The sequence below is a fragment of the Sphingomonas sp. Leaf33 genome, assembly GCF_001421785.1.
In the GTDB taxonomy this organism is placed as follows: domain Bacteria; phylum Pseudomonadota; class Alphaproteobacteria; order Sphingomonadales; family Sphingomonadaceae; genus Sphingomonas.
In genome coordinates, this window is the sequence record NZ_LMLB01000001.1 from 1,753,175 (window position 1) to 1,775,904 (window position 22,730).

The following is a 22,730-nucleotide window of genomic DNA, read 5'->3' on the forward strand; positions in this document are numbered from 1 at the left end:
GCTTCGCCCATGACATCGACCAACGACATCCGCCGCTCGTTCCTCGACTATTTCGGCAAGGCCGGGCACCAGATCGTGCCCTCGGCGCCGCTCGTTCCGCAGAACGACCCGACGCTGATGTTCGTGAATGCCGGCATGGTGCCGTTCAAGAATGTGTTCACGGGTCTGGAAAGCCGCCCCTATTCGACGGCGACTTCGTCGCAGAAGTGCGTGCGCGCGGGCGGCAAGCACAATGATCTCGACAACGTCGGTTATACCGCGCGGCATCACACGTTCTTCGAGATGCTCGGCAATTTCTCGTTCGGCGATTATTTCAAGGAGCAGGCGATCAAGCACGCGTGGACGCTGCTGACGAAGGAATGGGGGCTGCCCGCGGACCGGCTGACCGCGACCGTCTACCACACCGACGATCAGGCGTTCGACCTGTGGAAGAAGATCGCGGGCCTGCCGGAAGAACGGATCATTCGCATCCCGACCAAGGATAATTTCTGGGCGATGGGGTCGGACGGGCCGTGCGGGCCGTGTTCGGAAATCTTCTACGACCACGGCGATCACATCTGGGGCGGTCCCCCGGGTTCGCCGGAAGAGGACGGCGACCGCTTCGTCGAGATCTGGAACCTGGTCTTCATGCAGTTCGTACAGGAAGCGGACGTAATCGTCGGCGACCTGCCGCGCCCGTCGATCGATACCGGCATGGGGCTGGAGCGCGTCGCCGCCGTTCTGCAGGGCGTCCATGACAATTACGACACCGACACGTTCAAGGCGCTGATCGCCGAGAGCGGCGCGCTGACCGGGACCGCGACCTCAGGCGACACCCAGGCGAGCCACCGTGTTATCGCCGACCATCTGCGATCGGCGGGTTTCCTGATCGCGGACGGTGTACTGCCGGCCAACGAAGGACGCGGCTATGTCCTGCGCCGCATCATGCGCCGCGCCATGCGCCACGCGCACCTGCTGGGCGCGAAGGACCCGCTGATGCACCGCCTGGTGCCCAGCCTGGTCGCCGAGATGGGCGGGGCGTACCCTGAACTCGTCCGCGCGCAGCCGCTGATCGAAGCGACGCTGTTGCAGGAGGAAACCCGCTTCCGTCGCACGCTGGCGAACGGCCTGCGCCTGCTGGATGAGGCGACAGGTGACATGGGCGAGGGGAGCACGCTGCCCGGCGCGACTGCGTTCAAGCTCTACGATACCTTCGGCTTCCCGTATGACCTGACCGAGGACGCACTGCGGGCGCAGGGCATTGCGGTCGATCGCGCCGGATTCGATGCTGCGATGGCGGAGCAGAAGGCCGCCGCGCGTGCCGCCTGGAAGGGATCGGGCGCCAAGGCATCCGACGAGGTTTGGTTCGACATCGCCGAAGCGGGCGCGACCGAATTCACCGGCTATGCGAGCGACGTCGGCGAGGGGCACGTCATCGCCATCGTCAAGAACGGTGCCCGCGTCGATAGCGCCGCGACCGGCGATACGGTCGAGGTTCTGGTCAACCAGACGCCGTTCTATGCCGAAAGCGGCGGGCAGGTCGGCGATGCCGGAACGATCATCGGCGATGGCGTGTCGGCGACCGTAACGGACACGCAGAAGCACGTCGGCAAGCTCCATGGCCATGTCGCGACGATTGAGAGCGGTACGCTGAAGGTCGGCGACACGGTTCGCCTCGCGATCGACCGTACCCGCCGCGCGCAGATCCGCGCCAACCACTCGGCGACGCACCTGCTGCACGAGGCGCTGCGCCAGCGCCTGGGTGGCCACGTCGCGCAGAAGGGGTCGCTCGTGTCGCCCGACCGGCTGCGCTTCGACGTGTCGCATCCGAACAGCATGTCGTCGGCCGAACTCAGCGACGTCGAGACGCAGGTGAACGCGCAGGTGCGTGCGAACACCGTCGTGACGACCCGCCTGATGACGCCCGACGACGCGATCGCGATGGGTGCGATGGCACTGTTCGGCGAGAAATACGGCGACGAGGTCCGCGTCGTGTCGATGGGGACCGAGGACGGCGGCAAGACCTATTCGGTCGAACTGTGCGGCGGCACCCACGTCAATGCGCTCGGTGAGATCGGCCTGCTGAAGATCGTCGGCGAAAGCGCAGTCAGTTCGGGTGTTCGCCGGATCGAGGCGCTGACGGGCGAGGCTGCGCGCGGCTACCTTCAGTCGCGCGACGACAAGCTGAAGGAAGCCGCGGCTGCGCTAAAGGCGTCGCCGGACGAGGTGCCGGCACGTGTCGCGACCCTGGTGGAGGAAAAGCGCCGGTTGGAACGCGAGCTTGCGGAAGCGAAGAAAGCTCTGGCGCTGGGTGGCGGCGGCAAAGCCGATGCAGCCGGACCAGAGACGATCAATGGTGTCGCTTTCGTCGGTCAGGTGCTCGACGGCTTCGAGGCGAAGGGCCTGCGCGGCGCGGTCGATGACGCGAAGGCGCGGATCGGGTCGGGCGTCGCGACGCTGGTCGCGGTCAACGACGGACGCGCGACGGTCGCGGTCGGCGTGACGGACGATCTGAAGGACCGGCTGAATGCGGTCGATCTGGTTAAGGCCGCAGTGGCGGCGGTCGGCGGACAGGGCGGTGGCGGCCGCCCGGACATGGCACAGGGCGGCGGGCCCGATGGCGACAAGGCAGCCGCAGCACTGGACGCGGTTCGGGCAGCGCTGGCGGGCTGACGTCGCAAATCCCTCTCCCGTCGGTGCGGGAGAGGGAAAGCGATAGGCGTTATGCGCCGGCGGTCGCGGCGGTGAATTCGGGCGCGGTCATGCCGATGACCAGCCCGACCTTGCCGGTCGCAAAGCCACCCTTCGGCAGGCGTACGTCCTTGCCCGCGGTCGTGGTCAGCGTCACGAATTCTGCGTCCACGGCCTTGATCGTGCCCAGCTTGGTCGAACCATCGCGGGCGAAGACCTCGGTCCCGGCGGCCAGGCGCGTCTGCAATTCGGCTGCGGCCTTTGCCTGCTGTTCGGCAAAGCTTGCGTCGAGCTGCGCCTTCGTTAGCGCGATGATCGGGCCGGTCGGGGTCGGCGTCATCGCGTTCAGCGGATAGCTGACCTTGTTCGTGCCCGTGTTGATGACGGCCAGATCGGCATTAATCGCCTCAATCGTGCCGACGTCGGCACCCGCGGTGTCCTTTACGGTCACGCCGACGGCCGGACCCTTTGGCGCGGCCTGAGCGGCGGGAGCAGGCGTCGCAGGCGCAGGCGTCGTCGGTGCGGTCTGGGCCAGCGCGGCCGGCGCCGCGGCGGTGCCGATCAGCAGGGCGGTCGCGATAAACTTCATGCGTAATCTCCGGTTCTGGTGGTTGGATCGCGGGAGTAACGATCCGGAACCGGATAGGGTTTCCTGACTGAACCGCGACTGACGCGCGCGTTCAGCCGAGCTCCCCCGTCCGCCGGACGCGACGAATGCGCGGTTCGCGGTCGAGGTCGGCGGCGGCCTTGATCTGCTGGCGCATCTCGTCGCGCTTTTCGTGGACCGAAGCGATGACCGGGCCCATTGCGACGCCGATGTCGACCAGCACGGCCTCCGACAGCTGGAGCGAGCTCTCCAGAGTCTCGGGCACCGCATCGGTGACGCCGGCCCTGTAGAGCTCCGCGGCGTGGGCGGCGTCGCGGGCGCGGGCAATGATCGGCAGGTTGGGCACCCACGCCCGGACACGGCGCGCCAGGCTGACGGTCAGGACGGGATCGTCCATCGTCAGGATCAGCGCATCGGCATGGCCCAGCCGCAGGCGGTCGACCATTTCGGACCGCGCGACGTCGCCGAAGATGACCGGATAGCCGTCCTTGCGCGCGGCGTTCACCCCGTCGATGTCCGCGTCCACCGCAACGAAGGGCTTGCCGTGGACACGCAGCATGTCGGCGACCGTGCGCCCGACACGGCCGAAGCCGATGATGACGGTGCCCGGGCGTTCCGCATCGACATCCGGGTCGGCGACACGCTCCTGCCGGTCGATCCGCCGTGCGATACCCTGTCCGGCCTTTGCCAGCAGCGGCGTGATCGTCAGGCCGATGGCAGTCACCGTCGTCCAGAACGCCGCCGTGGAGGGCTGAATCAACGCCGCCTGCGTCGCGACGCCCAGCACGATCAGCGTCGTTTCGGACGGGCTCGACATCAGCACGCCGGTTTCCGCCGCAGTCCCGGTGCGGGTGCCGGTGAATTTCAGCACGCCGGTGGTGACGACGATCTTCACCGCCATGACACCGACGATGGCGGCGAGCAGCGATGGCCAGTTGGCCGCGATCAACTGCACGTCCAGCCGCATCCCGACCGTCAGCAGGAAGACGCCGAGCGCCAGGCCCTTGAAGGGCTCGGTCATCACCTCGACCTCTTCGCGATACTCGGTCTCGGCGATCAGCAGCCCGGCGAGCAGCGCTCCGACGATCGGTGAGAGGCCGGCGGCGGTGGTGATGAGACTTGCGACGATGACGATCAACAGGCTCGCCGCCAGGAACAGCTCGGGGTTCTTGGTCCGCGCGGCCTGCGCGAACAGCCTGGGCAGGACAAAACGCCCGGCGATAAACAAAGCCGCGACGGCAATCGCGCCGCGCAGGGCGACGGTGCCGAGGTTCGCCCATCCGTCCGCTCCCGCGGTCGGCGCCATGGCGCCCAGCGCGAAGATGATCGGGACCAGCGCGAGGTCCTCGAACAGCAGCATGGCGAATGCCGGCCGCCCGACCTGACTCGCCGCACCGACGAGCGGCAGGACCAGTGCCGTCGAGGACAGCGCGAGCGCGAGGCCCAGGCCGATCGATCCCGACCATGCCTGTCCCAGCACGTGCAGCCCGCCCGCGATGATGGCAGCCGCGACCAGCAGCTCGAACGCGCCCAGCCCGAACACCAGTCGGCGCATCGTCCACAACCGCTTGAACGACAATTCCAACCCGATCGAGAACAGCAGCAGGATGATGCCGAGCTCGGCGAAGGGCTCGATCGATTCAGGGTCGCTGATCGTTAGATAATAGAGCCACGGCGCATCGGGGATGAGCGTGCCGAGCCCGGCCGGGCCGACCAGGATGCCGACCAGGATGAAGCCGATGACCGGACTGATGCGAAACCGCGCAAAGGCCGGGATGACGATCCCCGCAGCGCCGAGGATGACCAGCGCGTCGGAGAATTGGTGATTGCCGAGGTTGAGCGCCATGTCGCAACCTTAGGCGGCGATCGTTACGCCTGTCACCCGCGTTGGCGTGACTTATGCCACGATGCGATGCGGATCATGCAAAAAGCCCCGGCTGCGCTGGGCGACCGGGGCGTGATGGCGATTTGCACTGATTGCTTACAATGACCGGGTGGGCTTACTGCCAGCTGGCCATCTTCGTCTCGAGGTTCTGACGCACCGCCTCGAAGAACTGCTCGGTGGTCATCCACGGCTGGTCCGGGCCAATCAGGATGGCGAGATCCTTGGTCATGTGGCCGCTCTCGACCGTCTCGATGCAGACCTTTTCCAGCGTCTCGGCGAAGCGCGTCACGTCGGGCGTGTCGTCGAACTTGCCGCGGAATTTCAGGCCGCCGGTCCAGGCGAAGATCGACGCGATCGGGTTGGTCGACGTCGCCTTGCCCTGCTGATGCTGGCGATAGTGCCGGGTGACGGTGCCATGCGCGGCTTCCGCCTCGACGGTCTTGCCGTCGGGCGACAGCAGGACCGAGGTCATGAGACCCAGCGAACCGAAGCCCTGCGCGACCTGATCCGACTGGACGTCGCCATCGTAGTTCTTGCACGCCCAGACGAATTCGCCGCTCCACTTGAGTGCCGACGCGACCATGTCATCGATCAGGCGGTGTTCGTAGACGATGCCCGCGGCCTTGAACTTTTCGGCGAAGCCTTCGGCTTCGAACACTTCCTGGAACAGGTCCTTGAAGCGGCCGTCATAGGCCTTCAAAATGGTGTTCTTGGTCGACAGGTACACCGGCCACTTCAGGTTCAGGCCGTAGTTGAACGACGCGCGCGCGAAGTCGCGGATCGAATCGTCGAGGTTGTACATCCCCATCGCGACGCCGGCGGCGGGGAAGTTGAACACTTCCTTCTCGATCTTTTCGCCGTTCTCGCCTTCCCAGATCATGCGCAGCTTGCCCGCACCGGGGACCTTGAAGTCGGTCGCGCGATACTGGTCGCCGAACGCGTGGCGGCCGACGACGATCGGCTTGGTCCAGCCCGGGATCAGGCGCGGCACGTTGCTGATGACGATCGGTTCGCGGAAGACGACGCCGCCCAGGATGTTGCGGATCGTGCCGTTCGGCGACTTCCACATCTCCTTAAGGCCGAATTCCTCGACCCGCGCCTCGTCGGGCGTGATCGTCGCGCACTTCACGCCGACGCCATATTCCCGGATCGCGTTTGCCGAATCGACCGTGATCTGGTCGTTGGTTTCGTCACGCTTCTCGACCGAGAGGTCGTAATATTTCAGGTCGATGTCGAGGTATGGCTTGATCAGGCGCTCGCGAATCCATTCCCAGATGATCCGCGTCATTTCATCGCCGTCGATCTCCACGACGGGCGTCTTCACCTTGATCTTCGCCATGCTTTGGTCGTCCTTCAAACGAGGGTTTGAGGCGCGTCTAGGGGAGGGGGCGGCGGGGATCAACCGTCTGTCGGAGCGGTGTCATTGGCTTGGCCTGCGGGGTCAGACGTCCATGCTGCTCGCGTCAGATGCGACTGATCCCGGCGCGATACCGGATCGTCCGACGTCATCCGACGTTGTCAGCGTATGTTCCGGCGTCTAATCGAGCGGTAATGACTTCGCTTCGCAAGCCCGAAGGCCCCGGCGGCCTCCCCGTCACGACGACCGTCAAATGGCGTTTTCCGAGCGTCCATCCCGAGGGGCGGAAATATACGGTCATCGCCGGCGGCCTCGCGCTGCTGGCGCTGTGGCTTGGGGGATGGTTCTGGGCGTGGCCGTTCATCGGCCTGACGATCTGGGTCGCCGCGTTCTTCCGCGACCCCGTCCGCACCACGCCGCAGGGTGAGGGGCTGATCGTCTCGCCGGCCGACGGCCTGGTCACGATGATCGAGCGGGTCCCCGTGCCGCGTGAGCTGGCCGGGCCGCAGGGCTTGGGCGAGGCGCCGCTGGTGCGCGTGTCGGTGTTCATGTCGGTGTTCGATGTGCACATCAACCGCACGCCGATCTCGGGCACGATCCGTCAGGTCGTCTATATCTCGGGCAAGTTCCTGAACGCCGATCTCGACAAGGCATCGGACGAAAACGAGCGCCAGCACTTCGTGGTCGAGGACGCGGATGGCACGAAGGTCGGCTTCACGCAGATTGCGGGGCTGGTCGCGCGTCGCATCATGACCTTTACCAAGGTCGGCGACATCGTTGCGGTCGGCCAGCGTATCGGCCTGATCCGCTTCGGCAGCCGGGTCGATGTGTATTTGCCCGAGGGGTGCGAGCCGCAGGTAGCGCTCGGGCAACGGGCAGTCGCGGGCGAGACGATCCTCGGCCGGGTCGGCGGACAGAGGGCGGTCGGCGTTGCCCAGTGACCTCGGCCGCGAGCCGCGGTTCGGGCTGAGGCGCCGCAACCGTGCCGATCGGGGTATTCCCCTGCGCGCGCTGGTCCCCAACGCCGTTACCGCGCTGGCGCTGTGTGCCGGCTTGACGGCGATCCGCTACGCGATCGGTGGCGACTGGGAGCGCTCGGTCGTGTTCATCATGGTCGCGGCGGCGCTCGACGGGATCGACGGACGGATCGCGCGACTGCTGCGGGGGGAAAGCCGGTTCGGTGCCGAGCTCGATTCGCTCGCCGACGCGATCGATTTCGGCGTGACGCCGGCGATCGTCATCTATCTCTGGTCGTTGCAAGCCGAGCCGCGGATCGGCTGGATTTGCGCTTTGGTCTACGCGGTTTTCGCCGCGCTGCGTCTGGCGCGCTTCAACGCCCAGATCGATGTCACCGAGCAGCCGCACAAGTCGGCGGGGTTCCTGACCGGCGTCCCGGCTCCCGCCGGTGCTGCGCTGGCGCTGCTGCCGATGTATCTGTGGTTCGTCACCGATCTGCCGTGGCTGCGATCGCCGTGGCTGATGGCGCCCTGGATCGCGCTGATCGCGGTGCTGATGGTGTCGAGCCTTGCGACCTACAGCTGGTCGTCACTGAAGCTGCGCCGTAATATCCGGTTCGAGGCGATCGTGGTGATCGTTGCGGTCGGGGCCGCCGTAATCTCTGCCCCGTGGCAGACACTGAGCGTCGCCACGATCCTTTACATGCTGACGCTGCCGTTCAGCGTCCGGTCGTACGCGAAGATCAGGCGGCAGCGCGCTGCGGCGATCGCGGCGACGCCGCTACCGCCAGCACCCTGACGTTGCGCAGATTGCTGCGCGCCGGCACCGCGGCAAGCCGTGTCGGCATGGCAACGGGGCCATTGACCAGCAGATCGACGATACGCGCATAGTTCGGCGCGATGGTGGCCCAGATCGTCCAAACCGAAGCGGCCAGTGCCACACCGAACATAGCGTAGGAGAGAATTGCCATCACCCTCAGGCTCCCTGCCGAGCTTCGTTGACCCGAAACTCAATGAATCCAGACGCTTGATTACATAGGTTGTTCCAAAAACACCGGAACACCGTCGATGTTCACTCGACGATGCCAATATGTTCCGCTCGTGTTCCACCTGTCAATCCCCTTTTGTTCCGCTAGGGGCGCTTGCGTCCTGTTTCATTTTCGACTAAGCGCGCCGCCTCAACCCCGCATGGGAAGCACATAACCCGGTGCCCGCCGGCGCTTTTAGCGCATCAAACGGCCGGTCATCGCTTCCCAGAGGCTTAACCGGAAAGGACACATCCTATGGCGGCTCCCGTCGTCTCCATGCACGCATTGCTCGAATCGGGTGCGCACTTCGGCCACCAGACGCACCGCTGGAACCCGAAGATGAAGCCGTACATCTTCGGCGATCGCAACGGCGTGCACATCCTCGACCTGTCGCAGACCGTTCCGCTCTTCGCGCGCGCTCTCGACTTCATCAGCTCGACCGTTGCCGGTGGCGGCAAGGTGCTGTTCGTCGGCACCAAGCGCCAGGCGCAGGATCCGATCGCCGAGTCGGCGCGCAAGGCCGGCCAGTATTACGTCAACCACCGCTGGCTGGGCGGTATGCTCACCAACTGGAAGACGATCTCGGGGTCGATCAAGCGCTTCAAGGCGCTGGACGAGCAGCTGTCGGGCGACACCGCCGGCCTCACCAAGAAGGAAGTGCTGCAGCTGACCCGCGAGCGTGACAAGCTGGAGCTGAGCCTGGGCGGCATCAAGGACATGGGCGGCGTGCCGGACATCATGTTCGTGATCGACGCGAACAAGGAAGAGCTGGCGATCAAGGAAGCGAACACGCTGGGCATCCCGGTCGTCGCGATCCTCGATTCGAACGTCAGCCCGGACGGCATCGCCTTCCCGGTGCCGGCGAACGACGACGCGAGCCGTGCGATCCGCCTGTACTGCGAAGCCGTCGCCATCGCGGCGACCCGCGGCAACCAGCAGGGCCAGGCCAAGCGCGGCGTCGACATCGGCGCGATGGACACGCCTCCGGCCGAGGAAGCGCTGTCGAGCGATCCGATCGTCGAGCAGCAGGCTGCCCCGGCTGCCGCTGAAGCGCCCGCTGCCGACGTGCCCGCCGCCGAAGGTGAGCAGCAGCCCGCCAACGCGTAAGCGTCGCTGAACCGTAACATCGGCGGGGCAGGGCGCACACACGCTCTGTTCCGCCGCGTTCGTATGTAACTCAGTCAAGGAATTCGATATGGCCGACATCACGGCTTCGATGGTCAAGGACCTGCGCGAGAAGAGCGGCGCGGGCATGATGGACTGCAAGAAGGCGCTGGCCGAGAACAACGGCGACGTCGACGCCGCCATGGACTGGCTGCGCACCAAGGGCCTGGCCGCTGCCGCCAAGAAGTCGAGCCGCACTGCGGCCGAGGGTCTGGTCGGCGTCGCCGTTGCCGGCACCAAGGGTGCTGCGGTCGAAGTGAACTCGGAAACCGACTTCGTCGCCAAGAACGACCAGTTCCAGGCGTTCGTCCGCGAAGTGACCCAGCTGGCACTGGAGAACGGCGAGGACATGGACGCGCTGAAGGCCACCAAGACCCCGTCCGGCCGCACCGTCGAGGAAGCGCTGACCAATAACATCGCCACCATCGGCGAGAACCAGTCGCTGCGCCGCGTGCGCGTGCTCGAAGTGTCGCAGGGCGCGGTCGTGCCCTACGTCCACAACGCCGCCGTCCCCGGCATGGGCAAGATCGGCGTGCTCGTCGCGCTCGAATCGGATGCGGGTGCCGACGTTCTCGAGCCGCTGGGCAAGCAGGTCGCGATGCACATCGCGGCAGCCTTCCCACTTGCGCTCGACGAGACGGGTCTCGACGCAGAGATCCTTGAGCGTGAGCGCGGAATTGCTCGTGAGAAAATCGCCGCGGAGGTGGCGGAAAAGGGTAAGGCCATCCCTGCCGACATCATGGAAAAGCGTGTCGAAGGAAATGTGGCGAAGTACCGTAAGGAGAACGCGCTTCTAAGCCAGCTGTTCGTGATGGACGGCAAGACGCCGGTCGCCGACGTGATCGCCAAGGCGGGCAAGGATGTCGGCACGACGATCAAGCTGAAGGACTATGTCCGCTTCCAGCTCGGTGAAGGCATCGAGAAGGAAGAGAGCGACTTCGCTGCCGAAGTGGCGGCGACGGCCGGCATCACGAAGTAACGCCTCGTCCCTTCCGCCCGCGCGCGAGTGCGAGGGATAAGAGTTGGCAAAGCGGCGCGGCCCTCCTAGGGTCCGCGCCGCTTCTGTATCTATCGTAACGAGTTGTTCCGCACCCATGACCACGCCCCGATTTAAGCGCGTTTTGCTGAAACTGTCGGGCGAGGTGCTGATGGGCGACGGTGGCCTGTCGATCGATCCTGACGTCATCGCCCGCGTTGCGGCCGAAATCGCCGATGTGCGCGCGCAGGGCTATGAGCTGTGCATCGTCGTCGGCGGCGGCAACATCTTTCGCGGTATCTCAGGCGCCGCGCGCGGCATGGATCGCGCAACCGGCGATTACATGGGGATGCTCGCGACCGTGATGAACGCGCTCGCGGTGCAGAACGCGCTGGAGCAGATCGGCGTTCAGACCCGGGTCCAGTCGGCGATCCCGATGGCGAGTGTCTGCGAACCCTTCATCCGCCGCCGCGCCGAGCGGCATCTGGAGAAGGGGCGCATCGTGATCTTCGCGGCCGGCGTTGGCTCGCCGTTCTTCACCACCGATTCGGGCGCGGCGCTGCGGGCTGCCGAGATGAAGTGCGACGCCTTGTTCAAGGGCACGTCGGTCGATGGCGTCTATGATGCCGATCCGAAGAAGGTGGCGACGGCGACCCGTTATCCGACCGTGAGTTACGATCGTGTCCTCTCCGACAATCTCAAGGTGATGGATGCGTCCGCCGTGGCATTGTGCCGCGACAACAATATCCCGATCGTCGTGTTCAACATCCGCGAACGCGGCAACCTCGCCCGCGTCCTCGCAGGCGACGGCACATCGACGGTCGTTCAAGCCGCTCAGGAGAAGTAATCATGGCCGCCTATGACAAGTCCGACCTCGAACGCCGCATGGCTGGCTCGGTCGAAGCGCTGAAGAGCGACCTCATCGGTCTGCGGACCGGCCGCGCGTCGGTCAACATGCTCGATCCGGTGACGGTCGAGGTCTATGGCAGTCACATGCCGCTGAACCAGGTCGCGACCGTCTCGGCGCCCGAGCCGCGGTTGTTGAGCGTGCAGGTGTGGGACAAGTCGAACGTCGGCCCGGCCGATAAGGCGATCCGCTCGGCGGGTCTCGGCCTCAACCCCATCGTCGATGGCCAGACGCTGCGCCTGCCGATCCCCGACCTGACCGAGGAGCGTCGCAAGGAACTTGCGAAGCTCGCGGGCAAATACGCCGAGAACGCCCGGATCGCTGCGCGCAACGTCCGTCGCGACGGCATGGACGCGCTGAAGACGGACGAGAAGAAGGGCGTCTTCGGCGAGGACGAGCGCAAGCGCCACGAAACCGAGGTCCAGAAGCTGACCGACGCGACCATCGCCGACATCGACGCGGCGGCGGCGGCGAAGGAAAAGGAAATCCTGGGCAAGTGACGCCATTTGGCGCGTCCCGTGCTCTCCCCGTTCGTGCTGAGCTTGTCGAAGCACCGTACTTCGTGCTGCGAGAGATTAGCGGGCGTATCGAAGAACGGCCCTTCGACAAGCTCAGGGCGAACTGTGGTGGTATGGCCCGATGACCCTACCCCGCCACGTCGCGATCATCATGGACGGCAACGGCCGCTGGGCGAAGGCCCGGTTCCTGCCGCGCATCGCCGGCCACCGAAAGGGGGTCGAGGCGGTGCGCAAGGTCGCGCGGGCCGCGCGCGAGCAGGGCATCGAGGTACTGACGCTCTACGCCTTTTCCTCCGAGAACTGGCGGCGCCCGGCCGAGGAGGTCGGCGACCTGATGGGCCTGCTGCGCCGCTTCATCCGCGAGGATCTGGCGGAATTCCACCGCGAAGGCGTACGGCTGCACATCATCGGTGCCTACCGCGCACTGGCGCCCGATCTGGTCGAACTCATCGATGACGCCGTCGCGCAGACAGCGGGCAATCCGGGGCCGACCGTCGTCATCGCACTGAATTACGGCGCGCAGGCGGAAATCGCTGCCGCCGCCCGTAACCTGGCGATCGCGTCCGTGGCCGGCAACTTGGACCCCGACACGATCGACGAGGCGCTGTTCGAAGGGTCGTTGCAATCGGGCGCCTTGCCGCCGGTCGACCTGCTGATCCGCACGTCGGGCGAGCAGCGCCTGTCAAATTTCCTGCTGTGGCAGGCGGCATACGCCGAACTGCTGTTCGTCGACACGCTGTGGCCCGATTTCGACGGCACCGCGCTCGCCGATGCGCTGGCCGCCTTTGCGCAGCGCCAACGCCGGTTCGGGGGGCTGTGACATGAGGGATCTGGGTCGCAAGACGATCGTCGCGCTCATCCTGCTGGTGCTTGCGGGTCTCGCGCTGTGGCTGGGCGACCTTGCCTTCTGGCTGCTCGCGGTGGTCGCGGGCGTGCTGATGATGGGCGAATGGGCCGACCTGCACCAGGCCGACAGGCGCCAGCGTCGGCTCGCGCAATTTGCCGTCTCGGTGCCGCTGGCGATCCTGTCGCCGATCGCGGCGGGGCCGGACCCGTTGGTCCTGGGCCTGATCGCGGGCGCGGGCTTCTTCATCGCGGCGACCACGCGCAACAGCGGGCTGGGGTGGGGGGCCGTATACCTCGGGCTGCCGGTGTTCTCGCTGGTGCTGCTGCGCGCTCAGCCGAACGGCATCCTGCTGACATTGTGGGCGATGTCGCTGGTATGGGCGACCGATACGGGCGCGTATTTCTCCGGGCGCTTGATCGGCGGACCGAAGATCGCGCCGTCGATCAGCCCGAACAAGACATGGGCGGGGCTGATCGGTGGCCTGGTCGCCGCCACGCTGCTCGCGTTCGCGCTGCACGTGTGGGCGGGTCTGCCGTTCAGATTCGTGATGATAACCCCGTTGCTGTCGGTGCTGTCGCAGGTCGGCGATTTCTACGAAAGCTGGTTGAAGCGGCGGGCGGGCGTCAAGGATTCGAGCAATCTGCTGCCGGGGCACGGCGGTGTGCTCGACCGGCTCGACGGCGTTGTTCCGGTCGCGGTCGTGGCGGCGCTGCTGATCGAGGTGACGGCGTGGGTGGCATGAAGACAGTCACTATCCTCGGTGCGACCGGATCGGTCGGCACCTCGACCCTCGACTTGATCGAACGGTCGCCGGAACAGTTCGAAGTGATCGCGCTGACCGCCAATTGCGACGTCGCCAAGCTCGCCGATGCCGCGCGCCGCACGCGGGCGAAACGAGCGGTGGTCGCGGACGAGACCTGCCTGCCGGCGTTGCGCGACGCGCTGGCCGGCACCGATACCGAAGTCGCCGGTGGTCCCGCCGCGGTCGCCGAGACGGCGGCGATGGACGCCGACTGGACCATGGCGGCGATCGTCGGCTGTGCGGGCCTGAAGCCGGTGATGGCGGCGATCGAGCAGGGCAGGGCGGTCGCGCTCGCCAACAAGGAAGCGCTCGTTTCGGCCGGCGACGTCATGATGGCGGCCGTCGCCCGCACCGGCGCTACGCTGCTGCCGGTCGATTCGGAACATAATGCGATCTTCCAGTGCCTGGAGCCCGCCAACCGCGACCGTGTCCGCCGCGTCATCCTGACTGCGAGCGGCGGCCCGTTCCGCGAACGATCGCTCGACGAGATGCGCCGCATCACGCCGGCACAAGCGGTCGCGCATCCCAACTGGTCGATGGGTGCCAAGATCTCGGTCGATTCGGCGTCGATGATGAACAAGGGGCTTGAGCTGATCGAGGCCAGGCACCTGTTCGCGCTCCGCCCCGACCAGCTGGACGTGCTGGTTCACCGCCAGTCGGTGATTCACAGCCTGGTCGAATATGTCGACGGCTCGCTGCTGGCGCAGCTTGGGCCGCCCGATATGCGCGTGCCGATCGCCCATGCACTCGCCTGGCCGGACCGGATGGCAACACCGATGGCTCCGCTCGATCTCGCCGCCATCGGCCGGCTCGATTTCGAAGCGGCCGACATGGTCCGCTTCCCCGCCCTGGCGCTGGCACGCGCCGCGCTGGAGGCGGGCGGGGCGCGACCGGCCATCCTGAATGCGGCGAACGAGGTCGCCGTCGCGGCCTTCCTGGCGGGCACGATCGGCTTTCTTGAAATTGCCGCAATCGTGGCGGATACGATGGACAGCTACGATCCGGGCGCGCCGGACACCCTGGATGCCGTGCTTGAGGTCGACGCGGGGGCGCGACGGATCGCAGGGGATCGTGTACTGGCGAAAGCCGCTTAGGATTGGCTGCGTGACCGAAGCTCCCGGATTTCTCCTCTACATCGGCGCCTTTCTCCTGCTGCTCGGGCCGCTCGTGTTCATTCACGAATTCGGCCACTACATCGCCGGCCGCTGGTTCGGGGTGAAGGCGGAGGAATTCTCGATCGGCTTCGGCCGCGAAGTCGCCGGTTTCACCGACGCGCGCGGTACGCGCTGGAAGTTCGGCTGGCTGCCGCTGGGCGGCTATGTGAAGTTCGCCGGCGACATGAACCCGGCATCGCAACCGACCGCCGAATGGTTGCAACTGCCACCGTCCGAACGCGCGAAGACGTTCCAGGCGAAGCCCGTGTGGCAGCGCGCGATCATCGTCGCGGCCGGCCCGGCGATCAACCTGATCCTGGCGGTCCTGATCCTGGGCGGCTTTGCGCTCGCCTATGGCCAGAGCACGACGCCGCCCGTCGTCGGCGTGATCGAGGCGGGGAGTGCCGCGGCGAAGGCCGGCCTGGCGCGGGGCGATCGCATCGTCGAAATCGGCGACAAGTCGGTCGATCGGTTCGACGATCTGCGGATGTACGCCGCGATGCGTCCGGGCGAGACCGTGACGGTCGATATCGTCCGCAACGGACGGACGATCCCGGTGCCGCTGACCATCGGCACGATCCGCGAGGGCGACCGGTTCGGCAATCAGTACAAGGTCGGCCGGATCGGCATCGGTCCGTCGGCGCCCGTATGGTCGCCGGTGTCGGTAGTCGAGGCGCCCGTCATTGGCGTGCGGCGTACCGGCGAAATTCTGGGCATGATGGTCGACACGATCGGTCAGATCGTAACCGGCCGCCGGTCTTTGCAGGAACTGGGCGGGCCGCTGAAGATCGCGCAGGTGTCGGGCGAACAGCTGACGCTGGGGTGGCCAGAGTTCATTTCGCTGATGGCGCTCATCTCGATTAATCTGGGATTCATCAACCTGTTGCCAGTTCCGGTTCTCGACGGGGGGCATCTGATGTTCTACGCGGTCGAGGCGATACGTCGGCGGCCGGTCAGTCCGCAGGCGATGGAATGGGCGTTTCGCGGCGGATTGGCCGCGATCCTGGCGCTGATGGTCCTGGTGACGATCAACGACCTGGGCGCCTTTGGACTTTGGCGCGGTATAGCCGGGCTGGTCGGCTAAAGCCGATGGGCCGACTTGATCGGCTGACCCGCATGGGGCAGGGCGGCACGCGATTGCCGTCGAGCAGAAATTTTTCCGACTGGGGTGGATACGTGACTTCGAACAAGCGCTCGACAGCATCGGTGCGTGGCGCCGCCGCGCTGCTGACCGGTACCATCCTGGCCGGTGTGCCGATGGTCGCCCAGGCTCAGGCCCAGACGACGCCCCCGGCGGCCGCAACCCGGCAGCCCGCCGCGACGACGGCGGCCGCGCCTGCGCCGGTGCTGGCGCCCGCGGTGACGCGGACGATCCGCACCATCCGCGTCGAAGGCTCGCAGCGCGTCGAGCCGGACACGATCCTGAGCTATACCAAGCTGCGGATCGGGCAGGACTACACCAACGAGACGATCGACCAGGCGATCAAGGACTTGCTGGCGTCCGACCTGCTGGCCGACGTGTCGATCGCCGGCGTCGAGACGGGCGACCTGGTCGTCCGCGTCCGCGAGAACCCGATCATCAACCGCGTGGTGCTGGAGGGCAACAAGCGGCTGAAGAACGACAAGATCGAAAAGGAACTGAAGCTTAAGCCGCGGCAGATCTTCACGCGCACCGCAGTGCGTGCCGACGTCGCGCGCATCGTCGAGCTGTATCGCCGCCAGGGCCGCTTCGCCGCGGTGGTCGAACCGAAGATGGTCAGCCTGGACCAGAACCGCGTCGACGTGATCTTCGAAATCCGCGAAGGGCCCAAGTCCAAGGTCCGCCAGATCAACATCATCGGCAACGAGGTGTTCGACGACGGCAAGCTGCGCAAGGAAATGGTGACGAAGGAGTCGCGACTGACGACCCTGCTGTCGTCCAACACCTCCTACGACCAGGATCGCCTGGCCTATGACCAGCAGAAGCTGCGCCAGTTCTACCTGACCAACGGCTATGCCGATTTCCGCGTCATCTCGGCCGTCGCCGAGCTGACCCCGGACAAGCGCGACTTCATCATCACCTACGTGGTCGAGGAAGGCCCGCGCTACAAGTTCGGCGACGTGACCGTCGACAGCGACATCCGCGACTTCAGCGACACCGCGCTGGCTGCCTCGCTGCCGATGAAGAAGGGCGACTGGTACGACGCCAAGAAGGTCGAGGATTCGGTCGAGTCGCTGAGCGAGGCGTCGGGCCTGTTCGGGTACGCGTTCGCGGAGGTGGAGCCGGAATTCCAGCGCAACCGCGAAAACCTGACGATGACGATCAACTTCAAGATCAAAGAAGCCAATCGGACATATGTCGAGAAGATCGACATCACCGGCAACACGCAGACGCAGGACCGCGTGGTCCGTCGCGAGATGCGCCTGGCCGAAGGCGACGCGTTCAACACCTTCCTGGTGAAGCGGTCGACCGACCGCATCAATTCGCTCGGCTATTTCCAGGACAAGTTCGAGATCGAGCAGAAGCCCGGCTCGACGCCGGACCGCATCACGCTGAACGCCAATGTCGAGGAACGCGCGACCGGCGAGCTGTCGCTGTCGGCAGGCTTCTCGAGCCTCGAGCGGTTCATCATCCAGGCGTCGATCCGCCAGCGCAACTTCCGCGGCAAGGGCCAGGACCTGCGCGCTTCGGTCAACTATTCGAGCTATTCGAAGGCGGTCGAACTGGGCTTCACCGAACCCTATCTGTTCGACAAGAACGTCGCGCTCGGCCTGACGATCTTCCGTCGCGACCTCAACGCGTTCAACCTGACGCAGAGCGGCGACCGGACGACGACCTATTCGCAGGTGTCGACCGGCTTCCAGCTCGCGACCGGCGTGCCGCTGACCGAATTCTGGACGCTGTCGGGCCGCTACAACCTGTCGCAGGACAATGTCGGGCTCGACCCGGCGCTGTACTTCACAAACGGGGTCTGCGACCCGATCAAGGCCGGACGCTATCTGTGCGAGGCGGTCGGCAACCGCCTGACCTCGTCGGTCGGCCTCGGGCTTAGCTTCGACAGCCTGAACAGTCGCCTGCGCCCGACGCGCGGCCAGCGCGTGTCGCTGTCGGGTGACTTCGCCGGTCTCGGCGGTCAGGTCCGGTACCTGCGCGGCGTGGTCAACGCGGCGAAATACTGGGGTATCGGGCGCAGCGGCTTCATCTTCTCGACGACGGCCGAGGGCGGCTACATCCACAGCCTGGAGGACAGCCGTGGCCCGGGCATCGATCCTGTCCGCATCGTCGACCGCTTCTATCTGGGCGAACCGCAGTTCCGCGGGTTCGACATCCGCGGCGTCGGTCCGCGCGTGCAGCGCATCCCGTACACCGGCACGGTTGCCGGCGGAGACCAGGCACTGGTCACCGACCGCAACCAGATCGTCGACGACGCGCTGGGCGGCCGCGCCTATTATCTGGGCAAGGCGGAGCTCGAGATTCCGCTCGGCGCCGGTGCACGCGAAATGGGCCTGCGTCCGTCGATCTTCGTTCAGGCCGGCGCACTGTTCGGCGTGACCCGCCCGCTGCCGACGACGGCGTTCGCCCAGGCGCGCAATGCCGATGGCTCGCTGCGGTTCAACTCGGACGGGTCGCCGACGCTGCTCGATTTCCAGAGCTATGCCAAGGACGAGCAGGGCCGTCAGCTGTACGCCAATGCGCTCGATGCAACCGCCGTGCCCACGACCTGCGCGGTCGGCAGCTCCGCCACGCTTGGCGGGCCGTGTGTCGGCACGCAGGTCAACACCGCCATCCTGGGTTCGCCGACACCTGCCTTCTTCGAACGCTTCGTCGGCGATTCGGCGCGACCGCGCCTGTCCGTCGGTATCGGCGTCAACTGGAACTCCCCGTTCGGTCCCCTCCGCATCGACCTGGCCAAGGCGCTGCTGAAGGAGCCGGGCGACGACACCAAGCTTCTCACCTTCAACGTAGGGACTCAGTTCTGATGAAGACCGTTTTTGCTACCGCCCTTCTCGCCGCGAGCGCGATGATCCCGAACCTGGCCGCTGCGCAGGCGCTGCCGGATGCCAAGATCGCCGTCGTCGACAGCGATCGCATCTTTGGCCAGTGCACGGCGTGCGTTGCCGCGAACACCCAGCTCCAGGCGCAGCGCGCACAGCTCCAGACGCTGGCGCAGCAGCTTGGCACGCCGCTCCAGACCGAGGCGCAGTCGCTCCAGACCGCGGTGACCGCTGCCAAGGGCACGCCGGATGCCGCGCTCCAGACGCGCATCCGCACGTTCGAGACGCGTCAGCAGCAGGCGCAGCAGCAGGTCCAGACACAGGAACAGACGTTCCAGCGCAACGTGGCGTACGTCCGCCAGCAGATCGGCGAACGGCTGGGCCCGGTCATCACGCAGGTCGCGAGCCAGCGCGGTGCGACGATCGCCGTCGACAAGAACAACACCTTCTACAACGCCCCTGCCGTCGACATCACCGACGCCGTTCTGGCCGCGCTGAACACCGCGCTGCCGTCGGTCAGCGTGACGGCACCGGCACAGGCCGCTGCTCCGGCCGCCGGCACCACGCCGGCTCCGACGTCTGCGCGACCCGCCACGACCCGGCCCGCCACCGGCCGATGAGCGACGGGGCGGACACGGCCGTGACCAACCATGGCCCGCTCGATACCGCGCGGGTCATGGCGGCACTGCCGCACCGCTATCCGATGCTGCTGGTCGACCGCGTCGAGGAATTGATCCTCGACCGGTCGATCACGGCCATCAAGGCGGTGACGATCAACGAAGGCTTCTTCCAGGGGCACTTTCCCGGCCGGCCGATCATGCCGGGCGTGCTGATCGTAGAGGCGCTGGCGCAAGCCGCCGGCGTGCTGGCGGTCGAGAGCCTGGGCCTCGCTGGGACCGGCAAGCTCGTCTATTTCATGTCGATCGACGGCGTGAAATTCCGCAAGCCGGTCGAGCCGGGCGTCTTGCTCCGGCTTGAGGTCGAATTCGTCCAGAAGCGCGCGCGCGTCTGCAAGTTCGCCGGCAAGGCTAAGATCGACGGGGAACTGGCCGCCGAATGCGAGTTCACCGCAATGATTGCTGACCCTCCGCAGGCCGCATAAATCCCACCCTCTGTTCGTGCTTCGGCAAGCCCAGGACGAACGGGGGGCGTCTTTGACTTTTACCCAGGCGCGCTGTAACGGCGCGCCTTCCTTTCAGGCTGGTCGGAACCAGCCATTTTCCGGAGCAAGACCCATGAAGGCCGATACGCACCCCGATTACCACATGATCAAGATCCAGATGACCGACGGTACCGTGTTCGAAACCCGCTCCACCTGGGGCAAGGAAGGCGACACGATGCAGCTGGACATCGATCCGCTGGCGCACCCGGCCTGGACCGGCGGTCGTGGCCAGATGCTCGATCAGGGCGGCCAAGTCGCACGCTTCAACAAGCGCTTCGGCGGTCTGTCGCTCGGCAAGAAGTAAGCCGGCGAAGGGGCGGGCAGGTCAACGCGGCGTTAACCGTCGCGTGCCACAAGGGCGGTCCCATGTTGACGCCCCTGGAACCCGTCCTGTTCAATGCCGAATTCGAGCCGGCGGTTTCGACCGACCGGCGTCGTACGCCCCGCGCGCCGGTTTCGCTCGATGCGAAGATCGGCCGCGGCGGCCTCGACCGCACCTTGTGCAAGGTTACCGACCTGTCGGTGCACGGTGCCCGCATCCAGACCTATTCCGCGCTGAAGACCGGCGCGATGATCTGGCTGACGCTGCCGGTGATCGGCCCTGTCGTCGCGACCATACGCTGGTCCGACGATTTCGAAGCGGGCTGCGAGTTCCAATCTCCGCTCGACCGCGGACAGTTCGAGCAGCTCGTCACGCCCTGAGCGTTTGCGACGAAGTGGCGGAGAGAGTGGGATTCGAACCCACGGTGAGCTTCCACCCACGGCGGTTTTCAAGACCGCTGCCTTAAACCACTCGGCCATCCCTCCGGGTTCGCTGCCCCTTAGCCGTTGCGACCATTTGTGCAAGCGCCGGGATGTTTGGGGTTCCCCCTGTGCGCCCGGCTGTGGCATCACCGCGCCTTGGTAAACGGGGGTAGCGTATGCGTTGGCGCAAATTGGCGAGCGGGCTGGTGGCCACGACGTTGCTGTTGGCGACCGGCGCCAGCGCGCAGGATGACGTCGGCTTCCAGAGTTTCCTCCAGTCGATCCGCGGACGGGCGCTTTCCGAAGGGGTTAGGCCCGCGACCTTCGACAGCGTCGCAGCATCGCTGACCTTCAATCCGCGTGTCGTCGAGCTCGACCGGCAGCAGCCCGAAGCGTCGCCGAACGCGCCCATCCCGAACTTCGCGCCGTATAAGGCGCAGCATGTCGATGCCGCACGCATCGGCCGTGGCCGCGCCGCCTATCAGCGCGAACGCCCGCGGCTGGAACGGATCGAGCGCGAGACGGGCGTGCCCGAATCGATCATGGTCGCGATCTGGGGGCACGAGACGAATTACGGCGCTTACACCGGCAATTTCGATCTGCCGCGCAGCCTGGCCAGCCTCGCCTACGAGGGGCGCCGCCGCCAGCTGTTCACCGACGAATTCATCGCGACCCTGAAAATGATCGACCGCGGCGTCCCGCGCGACCGGCTGAAGGGCAGTTGGGCAGGGGCATTCGGCTATCCGCAATTCCTGCCGTCGGTCTACCTGCGCCTGGCGCGCGACGGCGACGGCGATGGCCGGGCGGATATCTGGTCGAACCCGGCCGATACGCTTGCTTCGATCGCCAATTATTTCGTCAATGCGGGATGGCGCGCCGGTCAGCCCTGGGGCTTTGCCGTGACGCTGCCAGCAGGCTTCGACCGGGCCGGGATGACCAACCGAACGCTTTCGCCGCGGTGCCCGCGCGTGCACGATCGCCACAGCCGCTGGCGGACGATCGGCGAGTGGCGACGGCTGGGGATCGTGTCTCAGGACGGTGGGTGGCCGACAGACGACGTGCTCGCGACCGTCATGGAGCCGGACGGCCCCGGCCGCACCGCGTATCTGCTGACCGGCAATTATCGCGTGATCCTGGATTATAATTGCTCGAATTTCTATGCGCTTTCGGTAGGGCTGCTCGCCGATGAAGTCGCTCGTTAGCCTTGTCCTGATCCTTTCCGCGCCGGTAACCGCGCAGGAGCCGCCGCCCGGTGACGGCCCGCGCGGATCGTCGCAGATCGCGGCGGGCGAAGCGCGTTTCGATGTCGTCGGGCGCGCCGATGTCGCGCAGATGCCCGGCATCTTCGTCATCGCGCGCGGTTTGCCGGCGGGTGGCTATGCCGAAGTGACGGCACTCGACACCGGCCGGACGATCGTCGCCAATGTGGCCGATGGCGAGGTCGCTGAGGGACGGGTCGCGATGCTGTCGGTCGACGCCGCCGCGGTGCTGGGCGGAGCGACCGGCGGGGTCCGCGTCCGCCGCGTCGTCGCGCTGGCGCAGGATATCGCGCAGTTGCGTGCCGGTCGCGCCGGGGAGCCGCGGCCCGATGCGCCGCCCGCCTTGCTCGCCGCGCTGCGCAAGAAACTTCCCGCTACTCCCGTGCCGGCAACGCCACCGGCGTCGGAGCGCAAGAGTGCGGCCACGTCCCGCAAGCCCGCAGCCGTCCGTCCGGCGTCTGCCGAACCCGTCGTGGCGCCGGGCGCAGTGGTCCGCTCCGGCTATTCCGTACAGGTTGCCGCCGTCTCCAGCGCCGACCGTGCGATGACGCTGGCCCGGGCGCTGGGTGGCGCGGTCATCGCCGGCCCGCCCGTCTGGCGTGTCCGCCTCGGGCCCTATCCGACCCTTCCCGCCGCAGAGCGTGCCAAGGCCGATGCGGCCCGGCGCGGTTATGCCGGCGCGACGATCGTCCGTTTTCCCTGATTCCTAGCGTACTGGA

Annotated in this window: 22 protein-coding genes and 1 tRNA gene; 18 read left to right on the forward strand and 5 right to left on the reverse strand. The window is 66.4% G+C overall.

Features of this window, described 5'->3' with window-relative positions; all coding sequences use genetic code 11:
• The first annotated feature begins 9 nt into the window (after positions 1-9).
• Positions 10-2,652, forward strand: coding sequence for an alanine--tRNA ligase (gene alaS / locus ASE86_RS08690; RefSeq protein ID WP_056424702.1), 2,643 nt, complete (start codon positions 10-12; stop codon positions 2,650-2,652).
• A gap of 49 nt (positions 2,653-2,701) precedes the next feature.
• On the opposite strand, the gene ASE86_RS08695 is transcribed toward alaS, so the two are convergent.
• From ASE86_RS08695 to ASE86_RS08705, 3 genes are all read right to left on the reverse strand, one after another.
• Entirely contained in the window at positions 2,702-3,259 is a 558-nt protein-coding gene (locus ASE86_RS08695; RefSeq protein ID WP_056424705.1) for a hypothetical protein, read from the reverse strand.
• Positions 3,260-3,350: 91 nt separating this feature from the next.
• On the reverse strand, positions 3,351-5,123 hold the full coding sequence (locus ASE86_RS08700) for a cation:proton antiporter (RefSeq protein ID WP_056424708.1): 1,773 nt from the start codon (positions 5,121-5,123) through the stop codon (positions 3,351-3,353).
• Positions 5,124-5,277: 154 nt separating this feature from the next.
• Positions 5,278-6,501 carry an NADP-dependent isocitrate dehydrogenase gene (locus tag ASE86_RS08705; RefSeq protein ID WP_056424711.1) on the reverse strand — a complete coding sequence of 408 codons (1,224 nt, stop codon included), beginning with the start codon at positions 6,499-6,501 and terminating at the stop codon, positions 5,278-5,280.
• A gap of 212 nt (positions 6,502-6,713) precedes the next feature.
• On the opposite strand from ASE86_RS08705, the gene ASE86_RS08710 reads away from it, so the two are divergent.
• Positions 6,714-7,460 carry a phosphatidylserine decarboxylase gene (locus ASE86_RS08710; RefSeq protein WP_056424714.1) on the forward strand — a complete coding sequence of 249 codons (747 nt, stop codon included), beginning with the start codon at positions 6,714-6,716 and terminating at the stop codon, positions 7,458-7,460.
• Positions 7,450-8,274, forward strand: a complete 825-nt coding sequence (locus ASE86_RS08715; RefSeq protein WP_056424717.1) for a CDP-alcohol phosphatidyltransferase family protein — start codon at positions 7,450-7,452, stop codon at positions 8,272-8,274. The genes ASE86_RS08710 and ASE86_RS08715 overlap by 11 nt, the downstream gene beginning before the upstream one ends.
• Here the strand turns inward: ASE86_RS08715 and ASE86_RS08720 are convergent.
• The gene (locus tag ASE86_RS08720) at positions 8,219-8,446 is read right to left on the reverse strand and encodes a hypothetical protein (protein WP_156347078.1); all 228 of its coding nucleotides are present in this window, start codon (positions 8,444-8,446) and stop codon (positions 8,219-8,221) included. The two genes, ASE86_RS08715 and ASE86_RS08720, sit on opposite strands and share 56 nt — an antisense overlap.
• 312 nt (positions 8,447-8,758) lie before the next feature.
• Between ASE86_RS08720 and rpsB the strand changes: the two genes are divergently transcribed.
• The 13 genes from rpsB to ASE86_RS08785 all read left to right on the forward strand — a co-directional run bounded on the left by rpsB (position 8,759) and on the right by ASE86_RS08785 (position 20,710).
• Complete coding sequence (gene rpsB / locus ASE86_RS08725) at positions 8,759-9,610, forward strand: 30S ribosomal protein S2 (RefSeq protein ID WP_056424726.1); 852 nt, start codon at positions 8,759-8,761, stop codon at positions 9,608-9,610.
• 88 nt (positions 9,611-9,698) lie between these two features.
• The gene (gene tsf, locus ASE86_RS08730) at positions 9,699-10,646 is read left to right on the forward strand and encodes a translation elongation factor Ts (protein WP_056424730.1); all 948 of its coding nucleotides are present in this window, start codon (positions 9,699-9,701) and stop codon (positions 10,644-10,646) included.
• 115 nt (positions 10,647-10,761) lie between these two features.
• Positions 10,762-11,490 (forward strand): UMP kinase, encoded by a 729-nt coding sequence (pyrH, locus tag ASE86_RS08735; RefSeq protein ID WP_056424732.1) that lies wholly within the window; start codon positions 10,762-10,764, stop codon positions 11,488-11,490.
• A 2-nt stretch (positions 11,491-11,492) separates the two neighbouring features.
• The gene (gene frr / locus ASE86_RS08740; RefSeq protein ID WP_056424735.1) at positions 11,493-12,050 is read left to right on the forward strand and encodes a ribosome recycling factor; all 558 of its coding nucleotides are present in this window, start codon (positions 11,493-11,495) and stop codon (positions 12,048-12,050) included.
• 139 nt (positions 12,051-12,189) lie between these two features.
• The gene (locus ASE86_RS08745; protein ID WP_056424738.1) at positions 12,190-12,888 is read left to right on the forward strand and encodes an isoprenyl transferase; all 699 of its coding nucleotides are present in this window, start codon (positions 12,190-12,192) and stop codon (positions 12,886-12,888) included.
• Position 12,889: 1 nt separating this feature from the next.
• Complete coding sequence (locus ASE86_RS08750; RefSeq protein ID WP_056424741.1) at positions 12,890-13,657, forward strand: phosphatidate cytidylyltransferase; 768 nt, start codon at positions 12,890-12,892, stop codon at positions 13,655-13,657.
• On the forward strand, positions 13,654-14,811 hold the full coding sequence (locus tag ASE86_RS08755; protein ID WP_056424745.1) for a 1-deoxy-D-xylulose-5-phosphate reductoisomerase: 1,158 nt from the start codon (positions 13,654-13,656) through the stop codon (positions 14,809-14,811). The genes ASE86_RS08750 and ASE86_RS08755 overlap by 4 nt, the downstream gene beginning before the upstream one ends.
• A 10-nt stretch (positions 14,812-14,821) precedes the next feature.
• The gene (locus tag ASE86_RS08760) at positions 14,822-15,955 is read left to right on the forward strand and encodes a M50 family metallopeptidase (RefSeq protein WP_056424748.1); all 1,134 of its coding nucleotides are present in this window, start codon (positions 14,822-14,824) and stop codon (positions 15,953-15,955) included.
• A 32-nt stretch (positions 15,956-15,987) separates the two neighbouring features.
• Positions 15,988-18,831, forward strand: coding sequence for an outer membrane protein assembly factor BamA (gene bamA, locus ASE86_RS08765; protein WP_414881280.1), 2,844 nt, complete (start codon positions 15,988-15,990; stop codon positions 18,829-18,831).
• The gene (locus ASE86_RS08770) at positions 18,831-19,466 is read left to right on the forward strand and encodes an OmpH family outer membrane protein (protein WP_082441764.1); all 636 of its coding nucleotides are present in this window, start codon (positions 18,831-18,833) and stop codon (positions 19,464-19,466) included. The genes bamA and ASE86_RS08770 overlap by 1 nt, the downstream gene beginning before the upstream one ends.
• 20 nt (positions 19,467-19,486) lie before the next feature.
• Positions 19,487-19,948: a 3-hydroxyacyl-ACP dehydratase FabZ gene (gene fabZ, locus ASE86_RS08775; protein ID WP_414881266.1), complete on the forward strand. Its 462-nt coding sequence runs from the start codon at positions 19,487-19,489 to the stop codon at positions 19,946-19,948.
• A gap of 133 nt (positions 19,949-20,081) precedes the next feature.
• Positions 20,082-20,312 (forward strand): 50S ribosomal protein L31, encoded by a 231-nt coding sequence (rpmE, locus tag ASE86_RS08780; protein ID WP_056424764.1) that lies wholly within the window; start codon positions 20,082-20,084, stop codon positions 20,310-20,312.
• 62 nt (positions 20,313-20,374) lie between these two features.
• Positions 20,375-20,710, forward strand: a complete 336-nt coding sequence (locus tag ASE86_RS08785) for a PilZ domain-containing protein (RefSeq protein ID WP_235524024.1) — start codon at positions 20,375-20,377, stop codon at positions 20,708-20,710.
• A gap of 15 nt (positions 20,711-20,725) precedes the next feature.
• Here the strand turns inward: ASE86_RS08785 and ASE86_RS08790 are convergent.
• Positions 20,726-20,815 (reverse strand) — tRNA-Ser (locus ASE86_RS08790).
• Between the two features lie 113 nt (positions 20,816-20,928).
• Here ASE86_RS08790 and ASE86_RS08795 point away from each other — a divergent pair.
• Both ASE86_RS08795 and ASE86_RS08800 read left to right on the forward strand, forming a co-directional pair.
• Positions 20,929-21,954 carry a lytic transglycosylase domain-containing protein gene (locus tag ASE86_RS08795; protein WP_082441765.1) on the forward strand — a complete coding sequence of 342 codons (1,026 nt, stop codon included), beginning with the start codon at positions 20,929-20,931 and terminating at the stop codon, positions 21,952-21,954.
• Positions 21,938-22,714, forward strand: coding sequence for an SPOR domain-containing protein (locus ASE86_RS08800; protein ID WP_056424767.1), 777 nt, complete (start codon positions 21,938-21,940; stop codon positions 22,712-22,714). Before ASE86_RS08795 ends, ASE86_RS08800 begins: the two co-directional genes overlap by 17 nt.
• The last annotated feature ends 16 nt before the right edge of the window (positions 22,715-22,730 follow it).